We start from the raw sequence: 13,050 nt of genomic DNA, 5'->3' as shown, positions 1-13,050 counted from the left end.
CGCATTGTCACCGGCATGGCGCGCCGCCAGGGCGGAGAACCGAAGCTCCGTCATCGTGCTAGGATGAAAAAACCGAAACCTTTGGAAGACGGAGAGACGCCATGGACGACATCACCTACACCAAAGGCATCTACACGGCCACGGCCTCGACCAGAGAAATAGAAAAAGATACCTGGCAAGGCGTGGTCACCCTCTCGCGCGACGAAGGCGACGCCACGGAAGATCAGGAAACCACGCTCTACGAAGTCGAAGCCACTTCGTCGACGCCGGAAGAAGCGCTCGAGGAAGCCAAAGCGCTCGCTCACCGCATCCTTGGGGAAATCGAACTCTAGGTAGAAAACCGGCGCCGCGCGTTTGCGTTCGCGTTGCGCCACCCTGAACCAACCGGCCGGAGGCGGTCATGGCTGAACAGCTCTTCCTCTACGGCGTGTATTCGATTCACGTCCGCCCACTCGAACTCAACGGTGCGCGCTGGGACGCGGAATACGAAATCCGCCATCGCGAGAAAGCCGTCAAATCGTGGACGACGGTGGGCGGCGACAACGGCTACGGCGACGAAACCGAAGCTGTCGCGGCAGCTCATCAGCAAGCCGTCGATGATATCGAACACGGCGCTGGCATTCCCAAGCCGCGAGCCTTCCCGTAAGTCCGAAGCGCGCGTACGCTGTGGCGCGCGTGCGTGATTGCGTGATTGCTTCAGTGCGCGGTACAAGCGCACCGTGAGGCCGTGTTGATATGCCTCGCTGAAACGCCGTGCATGCACGGCGAGCACACGGCAGCGGCGCGCTTTCACGCGCCCGCGCACCACGCCGAAAATCACCTTCCGCGGACGAAGCGGCGTGCTACGCTTTGGCCGTTTTCATTTCCACGAGCCTGCGATGGTGACTGAACCGTCAGACCGTCCTTCCGGCTTCGGCGACGCCGAAGCACGCGCACCGGCGCGCCGCTCGCGCGGCAGCCGCGAGTTGCGTCTGGACGATCGCGTGATCATCGCGCACGGCATGCCGACGCCGCTCTGGCAGGATCTCTATCACCGCGCTCTGGTGGTTCGGTGGCCGACGTTTTTCGTCTCGCTCGCAGTCCTGTTCGTGTTGCTCAACACGACGTTCGCCGAGCTCTATATGCTCGGCAATGCGCCGATCGCCAACCAGTTTCCAGCCGGTTTCGGCGGCGCGTTTTTCTTCAGCGTCGAAACGCTCGCGACGGTCGGATACGGCGACATGCATCCGCAAACCGTCTACGCGCACTGGATCGCCACGCTGGAAATTTTCGTCGGCATGTCCGGCATCGCGTTGGCGACGGGGCTGATCTTCGCGCGCTTTTCGCGCCCGCACGCCAAAATCATGTTCACGCGTTACGCGGTGATCCGGCCGCTCGACGGCCGCATGACGCTGATGGTGCGCTCGGCCAACGCGCGTCAGAACGTGATCGCCGAGGCCCGCGCAAGGCTGCGCATTCTGCGCCAGGAAACCACGGCCGAAGGTTATACGCTGCGCAAACTGTACGACCTCACGCTGGTGCGCGATCAACACCCGGTGTTCAAACTGGGCTGGACGGTGATGCACATCGTCGACGAAAACAGCCCGCTGTTCGGCGAAACCGCCGAAACGCTCAAGCGCCTCGACACCTCATTGATTCTCACCCTGGAAGGCGTCGACGAATCGACTTCGCAAACCATGCAGGCGCGCCATATGTGGTCGTGCGATCAGATCTACTGGCATCACCGTTTCGTGGACATCATGAGCGAGCGAGACGGCGTGAGTCATATCGATTACGCGCTGTTCGACGAAATCGTGCCGCTCGACGATACGACCCTCGCGGCCGCCAAGGCAACGGCGCCGGCACCGTAAGCCGTTCGAAAAACGCACCAGGGCATACCCGAATCCGGCCGTTGCGTGGGAGATCCATCTCAAAACGCCACTAGAACGCGTGGCTCGTCGCGCCTATTCGCGAGCGGCCGGTCAAAGTAGAAAAAATTCTCTCCCATTGCCGCTAAAAAATAGAGTCTCTTTCGCTGCGCCACCTTCGTGGTCCCCACCACTGCGCGCGGATGCAAAACAGGAGACTCACCCATGACCGCTCGCCTGCCCATCGACGGCACGCCCGCACTGGCCGATTACAAGCTTTCCGACAACCTCACCGCGACGCGCGGCCGAATCTTCCTGACCGGCACTCAGGCGCTGGTGCGCCTCGCGCTCATGCAGCGCGCCGCCGATAAGGCGCGCGGCATGAACACCGCCGGCTTCATCAGCGGCTATCGCGGCTCGCCGCTCGGCATGGTCGATCAGCAGTTGTGGAAAGCGCAAAAACTGCTCACGGCGAGTGATATTCGCTTCTTGCCCGCCATCAACGAAGAACTCGGCGGCACCGCCGTGCTCGGCACGCAGCGGGTGGAATCGGACCCGGAGCGCACCGTCGAAGGCGTGTTCGCGATGTGGTACGGCAAAGGCCCGGGCGTGGACCGCGCCGGCGACGCGCTCAAGCACGGCAACGCCTACGGGTCGTCGCCGCACGGCGGCGTGCTGGTGGTGGCGGGCGACGACCACGGCTGCGTGTCGTCGTCGATGCCGCATCAGAGCGACTTCGCGATGATGGCGTGGCACATGCCGGTCGTGAATCCGTCGAACATCGCCGACATGCTCGAGTTCGGCTTGTACGGCTGGGAGTTGTCGCGCTTCTCGGGCGCGTGGGTCGGCTACAAGGCGATCTCCGAAACGGTCGAATCGGGCTCGACGGTCGATCTCGACGCGCTGCGCACAGACTGGGCCGCGCCGCGGGATTTCGAAGCACCGGCAGGCGGCCTGCACAACCGCTGGCCCGATCTGCCCAGCCTGACGATCGAATCGCGGATGCACGCGAAGCTCGACGCGGTGCGCCACTTCGCGCGCGTGAACAGCATCGACAAATGGATCGCGCCGAGCCCGCATGCGAACGTGGGGATCGTGACCTGCGGCAAGGCGCATCTGGACCTGATGGAAACGCTGCGCCGCCTCGATCTGACGGTCGCCGATCTGGAAGCGGCCGGCGTACGGATCTACAAGGTCGGCCTGTCGTTTCCGCTGGAGATGACGCGTATCGACGCGTTCGTCTCCGGCTTGTCCGAAGTGCTGGTGATCGAAGAGAAAGGCCCGGTCATCGAACAGCAGATCAAGGACTATCTGTACAACCGCACGCAAGGCACGCGGCCGATCGTCGTCGGCAAGAACGCCGAAGACGGCACGCTGCTGCTGTCGTCGCTCGGCGAATTGCGGCCGTCGCGCATTCTGCCGGTGTTCGCCAACTGGCTCGCGAAGCACAAGCCCGCACTCGATCGCCGCGAACGCGTGGTCGATCTGGTCGCGCCGCAAATTCTCTCGAACGCCGCGGACAGCGTGAAGCGCACGCCGTACTTCTGCTCGGGTTGCCCGCACAATACCTCGACCAAAGTGCCGGAAGGATCGATCGCGCATGCGGGGATCGGCTGCCACTTCATGGCGTCGTGGATGGAACGCGACACGACCGGTCTCATCCAGATGGGCGGTGAAGGCGTCGACTGGGCGTCGCATTCGATGTTCACGAAAACGCGCCACGTGTTCCAGAATCTCGGCGACGGCACCTACTTCCACTCGGGCATTCTGGCGATCCGCCAGGCCGTAGCCGCGAAGGCCACCATCACGTACAAGATTCTCTATAACGACGCCGTCGCAATGACGGGCGGCCAACCAGTGGACGGCAGCATCTCGGTGCCGCAGATCGCGCGTCAGGTGGAAGCCGAAGGCGTGTCGCGCTTCGTCGTGGTCAGCGACGAGCCGGAGAAATACGACGGCCATCACGATCAGTTTCCGAAGGGCACCACGTTTCACCATCGCAGCGAGATGGACACCGTGCAGCGTCAATTGCGCGACACCGATGGCGTGACCGTGCTGATCTACGACCAGACCTGCGCGGCGGAAAAACGCCGGCGCCGGAAAAAGGGCGAATTCCCCGATCCGGACAAGCGCCTCTTCATCAACGAGGAAGTCTGCGAAGGTTGCGGCGATTGCGGCGTGCAGTCGAATTGCCTATCCGTGGAACCGGTTGAAACGGCATTGGGCCGCAAGCGTCGCATCGATCAATCGTCGTGCAACAAAGACTACTCGTGCGTGAACGGCTTCTGCCCGAGCTTCGTCACGGTGGAAGGCGGCAAGCTGAAGAAAGCCGCGGGCGCCGCATTCGATCCGCAAGCGCTAGCTGCGCGCGTCGACGCGTTGCCGATTCCTGCCACGCATCTCGATGCCGCGCCGTACGACATTCTGGTGACGGGTGTCGGCGGCACGGGCGTCGTGACGGTCGGCGCATTGATCAGCATGGCCGCGCATCTGGAAGGCAAGAGCGCGTCGGTGCTCGACTTCATGGGCTTCGCGCAAAAGGGCGGCTCGGTGCTGTCGTTCGTACGCTTCGCCGCGCGCGACGAGTGGCTCAATCAGGTACGCATCGACACGCAACAGGCCGACGTGCTACTCGCCTGCGATATGGTGGTGGGCGCAAGCGCCGATGCGCTGCAAACGGTGCGTCATGGCCGCACGCGCATCGTCGTGAATACGCATGCGATTCCGAACGCCACGTTCGTGACGAATCCGGACGCGACGCTGCACGCCGACGCGCTGCTCGACAAGATGCGTCACGCGGCCGGCCCGGAGCGTATGTCGACGTGCGACGCGCAGGCCCTCGCCACGCGGTTTCTCGGCGACACCATCGGCGCGAACATTCTGATGCTCGGTTATGCCTGGCAACTGGGTCTCGTGCCCGTGTCGTTCGGCGCGATGATGCGCGCGATCGAATTGAACAACGTCGCGGTGCAGATGAATCAGTTGGCGTTTTCGATCGGGCGCCTCGCCGCCGAAGATCCAGCCGCGCTCGAATCGCTGTGGCAAGCGCGGCATCTGGCGAAGCAAAGCGTGCGCGTCGATACGCTCGATGAACTGATCGCGCATCGCGAAGGCCGTCTGCAGACTTACGGCGGCGCGAGCTATGTGAAGCGTTATCGCGCGCTGGTCGACGCCGCACGCCGCGCGGAATTCGCAGTGGACGCGAAGAGCGAACGCTTGACGCGCGCGGTGGCGACCACGTTCTATCGTTTGCTTGCGGTGAAGGACGAATACGAAGTGGCGCGTCTGCACACGGATGCTGCATTCCGTGAGGCGCTGGAAGCGCAATTCGAAGGCGTGGCCGGCAAGGATTTCGGCATCAAGTTCAATCTCGCGCCGCCGACGCTCACGCGTCCTGAATCCGGCAAGAATCCAACCAAGAAAACCTTCGGTCAGTGGATGTGGCCGGTGCTCGGCACGCTGGCAAAATTCAGCAGTCTGCGCGGCACGATGCTCGATCCGTTTGGCCGCACGCTGGAGCGCAAGATGGAACGCGAACTCGCGGGCGATTACGAAACCACCTTGCAGCGTGCGCTCGCCAAGCTCAATGCCGGCAATCTGGAAGACGTGGCGAAGCTGGCCGACCTGCACGCTCGTGCGCGCGGTTATGGTCACGTGAAACTCGCGAATCTGGCGGGCGTGAAGCGTGGTGAGCGCGATCTGGCCGCACGTTTGCAGATCGATGCGGCGACGGGTGAGTCCGTGCGGAAATCGCTGGAAGAGGTGAAGGGCGCGGGGCAGTTGCGCGGGATTCCGGTGGTCGTAGCGAAGTAGTTTTTCTTGGGCACGTAGACGCAGATGAAGAAATGCCGTTTCGAGAGCGATCTCGACGCGGCATTTTTCTTTGCTTCGTTGGTTCAACTACTTGGTCATGCGTTCAGCAGTGCTCTGACCTTGGCAACTTTGTCTGCATCGACCGGCGCGAGGCCGTTGCTGTTCACGCGAACGCCTGAACCAAAATGCACCGCTTCAACTTGCGTCCTGCTCACAAAACCGGCGATGGCGTCGACTGTCAAACCCGCGCCGGCCAGCACTGTGCACTGCGAACCGGCCGCTTGCTGCACCAGCTCGCGAATGGTGGCCTCCGCGTGCAGCACTGAAGGTTGTCCACCCGAGGTCAGCACATTCGTCACGGCCTCGAAACCGAGCAGTACATCGAGCGATTGGCGCAAATCACGCGCTTCATCGAACGCACGATGGAAGGTGACAGCCAGTCCATCCGCCGCATCGATCGCACGCGCGAGGCCTTCGCGGTCGATCTCGCCAGCGGCGTTCAGCATGCCGATCACCACGCCATTCGCGCCCGTCGCTTTCACGGCCCGCACGTCGCGCAGCATCACTGCATAGTCGTCGGCGTCGTAGACGAACGAACGGCTGTGCGGCCGCACGATCACGTTCACGGGAATCTCGACCGCCGCCACCACCGCTTCGATCAAGCCGAGGCTCGGCGTCAGGCCACCCTCGCCCATCCCGGTGACAAGTTCGAGACGGTCAGCGCCGGCTTGCGCGGCGAGACGCGCGTCGGCAACAGTTGTGGCAATGACTTCGAGGAGGACGGCCATAAGCGCGGGAGAGTGTCGTTAAATATCGTTGAAAACGACATGATCTCAGAACTGCTCTTCGTCCACCCAGTCGATATCGCCGCACAGCACGCAAGTCTGCTCGCCGACACGGGTCGCCACCGAAAGCGTCACGCACGGCAACGCCTCGTTGATCGACAGATACGGCCGCGTCACATGCACACGCTCCGGCGCATTGATCGCATCGCGGAAATACGGACGACGCAGCCAGTTCGCCCCTTGCGCATCAGCGAGCGGCAGAAAGCGCGTTTCATGCGCCGCGCGATCGGCGCGCAGCACGACGTTGCGGCCCGCCTGCTTGCCCTTCGCGTCGAGCAGGAAGCAGCGCGCGGCATGGTCGAGCGCGAGAAAATTCCAGCACACTTCCTCGAGCGGTTCGCCTGCCGCGAGCCGTTCCGCCGCCCGCTCGAAAGCCCGCAAGTACGGCGCGATCCGGCTGGCATTGCGGCGCTCGCGCGCGTCGGCCTGATCGCGATAACGCTCGGTGAGTTCGCTGATACACGTCGTCGCGTGCAACGCATCGGCCGCGCCCGGGTTCGGACGGCCGAAAAAAAAGCCCTGCACGAAGTCCGCATTGCAGGCAAGCGCCATCTGCGCCTCATGCTCGGTTTCCACGCCTTCGACGAGCACGAGCTTGCCCGCTTCGTGCAGCAGCGCCACGAGGCCCGGCAGAATCGTCGCCATGTCGGCGCGATGCGCGGCGTGCGACAGCATGATGCGATCGAGCTTCACGATGTCGGGATTCAATTGCCAGATCCGTTCGACGTTCGAGTGCCCCGCGCCGAAATCGTCGAGCGCGATCAGGAAGCCACGCTCGCGGAACTGGCGCACGGCGTCGGCGAGACGTTCCAGATCTTCGGCGCGATGCTCGAGCACTTCGAGCACGATGCGCCGCGGCGGCAAATCGAGCCGCTTCAGCGTGGCCAGCAAAGCAGCGGCGAGATACGGATCGGTGAGCGCGCCGGGATGCACGTTCAGGAACAGCCACTCGCGCTCGGCGCCGAGCACCTTGAAATTTTCCAGATGCAGGGTCTGGGCCAGTTTGTCGACCTGCAACACATCGCCAAGGCGCGCGGCCTCGCCGAATACGTCGAGCGGCGACACGGGCCGGTCGAGCGCATCGTGCGCGCGCAGCAGCCCTTCGTAACCGACCGCCCGCATATGCGACAGGCTGAAAATTGGTTGAAACACGCTGCTCAGCGTGAGTTCGCCATGCTGCACCGTGAAACGTTCGAGCCCCGACGTCATCTCGACGCCGAAGCCATGTGGCGCGCTGGCCGTCCTTTCCTGTTGCGCAATCGTCATGCAGTCCTCTCACGCGAGAGCCGGGCCGGTCCGAACGCGGAAGCGAACAACTTCGGCGCCGTTTCTCAAATGTGCGTCATCGATATACCTTAAGCAAGCTCCATGCGCACGCTGACGCACATTCCGATGAAATTTGTCCGAAAGATTGCACCCGTGTAAGGGAGCATGCGCCGCGTGTGGGCGTGACTCGCACCGTTAAGGTGCGCCGGGGCGCGAAGACACGCCCGCGCCGGGTCGGCGGCGCTCCATGTCGGCCTGGGCGTGGCGCAACACGTCGTCGGGCTAAACTTCGGCCTTACGCTTCGTCAGCATCGCGTGGCCGCATCGTCGAAGATCACCGAAGTAACACCGTTATATCCCCACAAATAGACCGATGGACATTGTCTTTACCGTATTGATTCTTTTGCTCGCCGTCGCCGCGTCGGGCGTCGTCATCCGCATCCTGCCGATCGGGTTGCCGCTGCCGCTCGTGCAGATCGTGATCGGCGCGTTGCTCGCATGGCCCAGGCTCGGGCTGCACGTCACGTTCGATCCGGACATTTTCATGATGCTGTTCATTCCGCCGCTGCTGTTCGCGGACGGATGGCGCATTCCCAAGCGCGAGTTCTTCATGGCGCGACGCTCGATCCTGATGCTCGCGCTCGGCCTCGTCTTCATGACGGTGCTGGTGGTCGGTTATTTCGTGCATGCGCTGGTGCCGTCGATCTCGCTGCCAGTTGCATTCGCGCTCGCTGCAGTGTTGTCGCCGACGGATGCGGTGGCGCTGTCCGGCATCGCCGGCAAGGACAAGATTCCGGGGCGGCTCATGCATATCCTCGAAGGCGAGGCGTTGATGAACGACGCGTCGGGACTGGTCGCGTTGAAGTTCGCGATTGCCGCGGCGCTGACCGGCGTGTTTTCGTTGCGCGACGCGTCGATCAGTTTCGTGATCATCGCCGCGGGCGGCCTCGCGACGGGCGCGGCAGTGAGCTGGCTGTTCGGCTTTGTGTCGGCCCACTTTCTGAATCTCACCGAAGAAGGCGACCCGGCACCCGGCGTCGTGATGACTCTGCTGATTCCATTCGCCGCTTACCTGGTCGCCGAGCGTTTCGAGTTGTCGGGTATTCTGGCCGCGGTCGCCGCCGGCATGATGATGAACTACACGACCATTGTGACCGCCGGGCCGGCGTCATCGCGAGTGCGCGCCAGCAGCACGTGGACGATGATCGAGTTCGTCTTCAACGGCATGGTGTTCATTCTGCTGGGGCTGCAGTTTCCGCACATTCTCGGCCGGGCACTGCTCGACGCGCACGAGACCAGTAACGCGCAGGTCTGGCGGCTGGTCGGCTACGTCGCCGCAGTGGCGGGCGCCCTGTACGCAATGCGCTTCGTGTGGGTGTGGCTGCTGCGCTATTTCGCGAGCCGCAGCGCCGCGAAGCAAGGCGTGGCGAATGCCGTTCCGGGCTTGCGCACCGCCGCAGTGACGACGGTGGCCGGTGTGCGCGGGGCCGTGACGCTCGCGGGCGTGCTGTCGTTGCCAGAGGTGTTGCCGGGTGGCGCCGCGTTGCCGGGCCGCGATCTCGCGATCTTCATCGCATCCGGCGTGATCCTGGTCTCGCTGATCGTGGCGGTGGTGGCGTTGCCACTGTTGCTGAGCGGCTGGCGCCGCGGCAAGGATCCGCATGCGGCCGAGGAGGCGCTCGCACGGACCATGGCCGCGCAAGCCGCGATTCGCGCTGTTGACGAGGTGCACGACAGGGAGTGCGCGAATCTCGATGAGTCGGCTTCGGCGTATGCGGCGGATGTCACCGCACGAGTGATGGACCTCTATCAGCGCCGCCTCGCCACGCTCGATGAAGAACGCGAACCGCGCGAACTGGCGCGCCGCGCCGATGCGCTGGAGTTCAGAATGAAACTCGCGGCCATGAGAGCCGAGCGCAAGACGCTGCTTGAACTGCGCAGCAGTCAGGAGATCAACGACGAGACGTTGAACAAGCTGATGCGCGAAGTGGATTTGTCGGAGACTGCGCTGACGGCGCGAAGGAAGTAACGGGCGCTCGCACTGAGTAGTTGCGATTCCAGCGGCGAGGGCTTTTTCTTCGATCGAAACAACGTGCGTAAGAGAAAAGCCTGCGCCGCCGACGAACCTGTGGAAACGAGTGGTTCAGTGCGCGAGAAAAATCACGCCACCGGACCTTGCGCCGGTTTCCTTCTCAGGAGAGCGTAGAGAATGATCGCGCCGAAGGTCGCGGTGCCGATACCGCCCAGACCGAAGCCGCCGAGCTTCAGCGAGAAATCGCCGGCGCCGAGTACGAGCGTGACCGCGGCCACGATGAGATTGCGGTTGTCGGAGAAGTCCACCTTGTTGACGACCCAGATCCGCGCGCCGGTCACGGCGATCAGGCCGAACACGACGATCGACACGCCGCCCAGCACCGGACCCGGAATGGTCCGGATCACCGCGCCGAACTTCGGCGAAAAACCCAGCACCAGCGCGATCAACGCGGCGATCACGAACACCAGCGTCGAATAGATCTTGGTGACGGCCATCACGCCGATGTTCTCGGCATACGTCGTGACACCGGTGCCGCCGGCGAAGCCCGACACGATCGTCGCGAGTCCGTCACCGAGAAATGCACGGCCGACGTAGCGGTCCAGATTCTGGCCCGTCATCGCGCTCACCGCCTTGATATGCCCGAGGTTCTCCGCCACCAGAATCACCGCGATCGGCGCGAGCAAGGTCATCGCCTGCATGTTGAACACCGGCGCCGTGAAATGCGGCATGCCGAACCACGCGGCATTCGCGACGATGGCGAAATCGATCGGCTTGCCCATGCCGAGACCGTTGGTGACGATCGCGTAAATCACGTACGCCATCAGCAGGCCAACCAGAATCAGCAGACGCTGCAGCATGCCGCGCGCGAACACCGCGACCGCGCCCACACACAACACGGTGACGAGCGCCATCCACGAATCGAAGTTGCTGCCGCTCACGCCACGCACCGCGATCGGCGCCAGATTCAAACCGATCACGCAGACAATCGCGCCCGTCACCACCGGCGGCATCAACGTCTCGATCCATGTGGTGCCGACCGCCGACACGATCAGGCCGATGAGCGCGTACACCACCCCGCACGCGATGATCCCGCCCAGCGCGACCGGAATGTTCATGTTCGGGCCGTGGCCGCCGTACCCCGTGACCGCGATCACGAGCCCGATGAACGCGAAGCTCGAGCCGAGATAGCTCGGCACGCGGCCGCCCACCAGCACGAAGAACAACAACGTGCCGATGCCCGACATGAAGATGCACAGGTTCGGATCGAAGCCCATCAGCAACGGCGCGAGCACCGTCGAGCCGAACATCGCGACCACGTGTTGCACGCCCATCGCGAACATCTGCGGCCACGCGAGCCGCTCGTCGGTGCCGACGATGCGGCCCTCGGCAGCCGCGGACTGGGCGCGCCAGCGGGGGAAGTAGGAATCGGCCATGGCGGGGGTTCTCCTCTGTTCGGCGCTATTTATGGTGGCGCGGCGCCAGCACAAAGGCGCCGCCCAGGAATTAGGCGCGAGTGTACGGAGTGCCATTGGGCCTGGCAAGCTCGGGGAAATGCGCGGCGCTCAGCCGTGCTGCGCTTCCAGCGAAAACACCGTCACAGCCGCCTGCAACTGCCTCGCCTGATCCGCCATCGACGCCGCCGCGGCAGCCGCCTGCTCGACCAACGCCGCGTTCTGCTGGGTCACGTCGTCCATCTGCGCGACCGCGCGATTGACTTCTTCGATGCCGGTGCTTTGTTCCTGCGACGCCGACGAAATCTCGCCCATGATGTCGGTCACGCGTTTCACCGCGTGGGTGACTTCGGCCATCGTCTGCCCGGCCCGCTCGGCGAGTTCAGCGCCGCTGCCTACGCGTGCCGTCGAGCTTTCGATCAGCTCCTTGATCTCCTTCGCCGACACTGCGCTGCGCTGCGCGAGCGAGCGCACTTCGCCTGCCACCACCGCGAAGCCGCGACCTTGTTCGCCGGCGCGCGCCGCTTCGACCGCCGCGTTCAGCGCGAGGATGTTGGTCTGGAACGCGATCCCTTCGATCACCGCGATGATGTCCGTCATGCGCTTCGAGCCCGCCGCCAGCTCACGCATCGTTTCGACCACATCGCCGACGAGATGGCTGCCGCGCGCCGCGACTTCCGACGCGCCGTGCGCCACGCCGCCCGCCTGCTGCGCGTTCTCGGCGTTCATCTTCACCGTCGACGTCAGTTCCTGCATGCTCGACGCGGTTTCCTGCAACGCGGCGGCTTGCTCTTCCGTGCGTTGCGACAGATCGGTATTGCCTTGCGCGATTTCGCCCGACGCCATCAGGATCGATTCGCTCGATTCGCTGATGCCCGACACGATGCCCGCCAGCCGCTCGCGCATGTTGCGCAGCGCGAACAGCAAGCTGTGAGAGTCACCCGCGCGGGTTTCGACGCGCACGCTGAGGTCGCCGCCAGCGATGCGGTTGGCGATCTGCATCGCGTAATCCGGTTCGCCGCCGAGCTGCCCGGACAGACGACGCGCGATCACCGTGGCGAGCAGCATGCCCGCGACGATCGCGCCCAGCACCAGCGCGCTCATGACGATGCGCATGTGCTGATAGCCGGTGGACGCTTCCAGTTGCGCGTCGTTGGCTTGTTGGCGGCGATAGTCGATCAGCGCCGTGATGCGATCGCGCAGCGCCTCGCTCGACGCAATCGCGCGACGCACGAGTTCGTTGTTATCGACACCTGCCGGAATCGGTTCGAGACCGATCTGCTGATGCACGATGCCTTCCCACACCGCAGACTTGCGCAGCACGTCGTCGAACATTTCCTGGCCCTGGCTCGTCTCGATCGTCGCGCGATACTGGTCGTAGGCGGCGTGCATCTCCTTGAGTGAGCCGACAATGTTGTTCTTCAACTTTTGACGGCCGGCGTCGTCGGCGGCATAGCCGAGGTTCGCGGCGGCCAGATCCGAATCGATCTTGTGCCGGTTCGCCTCTTCCATCCAGTACAGGCCGTCCATGTGCTTATCGCCGATCGCGTCGGTAATGCCGTGCATCGCCGACAGCGTACTCAGCGACGTCGCGCCAATCACGACGCAAAAACCAACCACCACGGCAAACGCCAGCAGCAGTTTCCTGAACACGGGCATGCGGTCGAACCACTTCATTTCACCATCCTTCATGAGTCACGACGGGACGTCGGCGCCGCCACGCCGTCGCGAAACCTTCGCGATCTATCGGATACGTAGCGGCGCTCCCACCTCATTTACGGCGGCCATCACCG

General features: G+C 63.7%; 9 protein-coding genes. 5 read left to right on the top strand and 4 right to left on the bottom strand.

What is annotated here, in order from left to right; genetic code table 11:
- Positions 1-101 precede the first annotated feature (101 nt).
- The 4 genes from P0D73_RS28905 to P0D73_RS28890 all read left to right on the top strand — a co-directional run bounded on the left by P0D73_RS28905 (position 102) and on the right by P0D73_RS28890 (position 5,660).
- A complete protein-coding gene (locus P0D73_RS28905) occupies positions 102-332 on the top strand; it encodes a hypothetical protein (protein WP_132376293.1) in 231 nt (76 codons plus the stop codon).
- Between the two features lie 68 nt (positions 333-400).
- Positions 401-646: a hypothetical protein gene (locus P0D73_RS28900; RefSeq protein WP_012431489.1), complete on the top strand. Its 246-nt coding sequence runs from the start codon at positions 401-403 to the stop codon at positions 644-646.
- Between the two features lie 232 nt (positions 647-878).
- Positions 879-1,850: an ion channel gene (locus P0D73_RS28895; RefSeq protein WP_408180440.1), complete on the top strand. Its 972-nt coding sequence runs from the start codon at positions 879-881 to the stop codon at positions 1,848-1,850.
- Positions 1,851-2,072: 222 nt separating this feature from the next.
- A complete protein-coding gene (locus P0D73_RS28890) occupies positions 2,073-5,660 on the top strand; it encodes an indolepyruvate ferredoxin oxidoreductase family protein (RefSeq protein WP_408289707.1) in 3,588 nt (1,195 codons plus the stop codon).
- Positions 5,661-5,755: 95 nt separating this feature from the next.
- On the opposite strand, the gene P0D73_RS28885 is transcribed toward P0D73_RS28890, so the two are convergent.
- Together P0D73_RS28885 and P0D73_RS28880 are read right to left on the bottom strand one after the other, a co-directional pair.
- Positions 5,756-6,448, bottom strand: coding sequence for a copper homeostasis protein CutC (locus P0D73_RS28885; protein WP_408289709.1), 693 nt, complete (start codon positions 6,446-6,448; stop codon positions 5,756-5,758).
- A gap of 45 nt (positions 6,449-6,493) precedes the next feature.
- Entirely contained in the window at positions 6,494-7,771 is a 1,278-nt protein-coding gene (locus tag P0D73_RS28880; RefSeq protein WP_132376297.1) for a sensor domain-containing phosphodiesterase, read from the bottom strand.
- 373 nt (positions 7,772-8,144) lie between these two features.
- Here P0D73_RS28880 and P0D73_RS28875 point away from each other — a divergent pair, with 373 nt between their 5' ends.
- Positions 8,145-9,800, top strand: coding sequence for a Na+/H+ antiporter (locus tag P0D73_RS28875; protein WP_408433879.1), 1,656 nt, complete (start codon positions 8,145-8,147; stop codon positions 9,798-9,800).
- A 131-nt stretch (positions 9,801-9,931) separates the two neighbouring features.
- Here P0D73_RS28875 and P0D73_RS28870 read toward each other — a convergent pair whose 3' ends face one another.
- Both P0D73_RS28870 and P0D73_RS28865 read right to left on the bottom strand, forming a co-directional pair.
- Positions 9,932-11,239, bottom strand: a complete 1,308-nt coding sequence (locus P0D73_RS28870; RefSeq protein ID WP_408289713.1) for a solute carrier family 23 protein — start codon at positions 11,237-11,239, stop codon at positions 9,932-9,934.
- A 129-nt stretch (positions 11,240-11,368) separates the two neighbouring features.
- Entirely contained in the window at positions 11,369-12,934 is a 1,566-nt protein-coding gene (locus P0D73_RS28865) for a methyl-accepting chemotaxis protein (RefSeq protein WP_408289715.1), read from the bottom strand.
- Positions 12,935-13,050: the final 116 nt, after the last annotated feature.

Origin of the sequence: Paraburkholderia sp. RL18-101-BIB-B (assembly GCF_046026985.1) — a bacterium.
Classification (GTDB): domain Bacteria; phylum Pseudomonadota; class Gammaproteobacteria; order Burkholderiales; family Burkholderiaceae; genus Paraburkholderia.
Note: the sequence above shows the minus strand (reverse complement) of the source record. Positions and strands in the feature narration are given on the sequence as shown.

Coding starts and splice junctions, on each gene's coding strand:
- P0D73_RS28905 (WP_132376293.1), top strand. CDS start 102: ATGGACGACATCACCTACACCAAAGGCATCTACACGGCCACGGCCTCG.
- P0D73_RS28900 (WP_012431489.1), top strand. CDS start 401: ATGGCTGAACAGCTCTTCCTCTACGGCGTGTATTCGATTCACGTCCGC.
- P0D73_RS28895 (WP_408180440.1), top strand. CDS start 879: ATGGTGACTGAACCGTCAGACCGTCCTTCCGGCTTCGGCGACGCCGAA.
- P0D73_RS28890 (WP_408289707.1), top strand. CDS start 2,073: ATGACCGCTCGCCTGCCCATCGACGGCACGCCCGCACTGGCCGATTAC.
- P0D73_RS28885 (WP_408289709.1), bottom strand. CDS start 6,448: ATGGCCGTCCTCCTCGAAGTCATTGCCACAACTGTTGCCGACGCGCGT.
- P0D73_RS28880 (WP_132376297.1), bottom strand. CDS start 7,771: ATGACGATTGCGCAACAGGAAAGGACGGCCAGCGCGCCACATGGCTTC.
- P0D73_RS28875 (WP_408433879.1), top strand. CDS start 8,145: ATGGACATTGTCTTTACCGTATTGATTCTTTTGCTCGCCGTCGCCGCG.
- P0D73_RS28870 (WP_408289713.1), bottom strand. CDS start 11,239: ATGGCCGATTCCTACTTCCCCCGCTGGCGCGCCCAGTCCGCGGCTGCC.
- P0D73_RS28865 (WP_408289715.1), bottom strand. CDS start 12,934: ATGAAGTGGTTCGACCGCATGCCCGTGTTCAGGAAACTGCTGCTGGCG.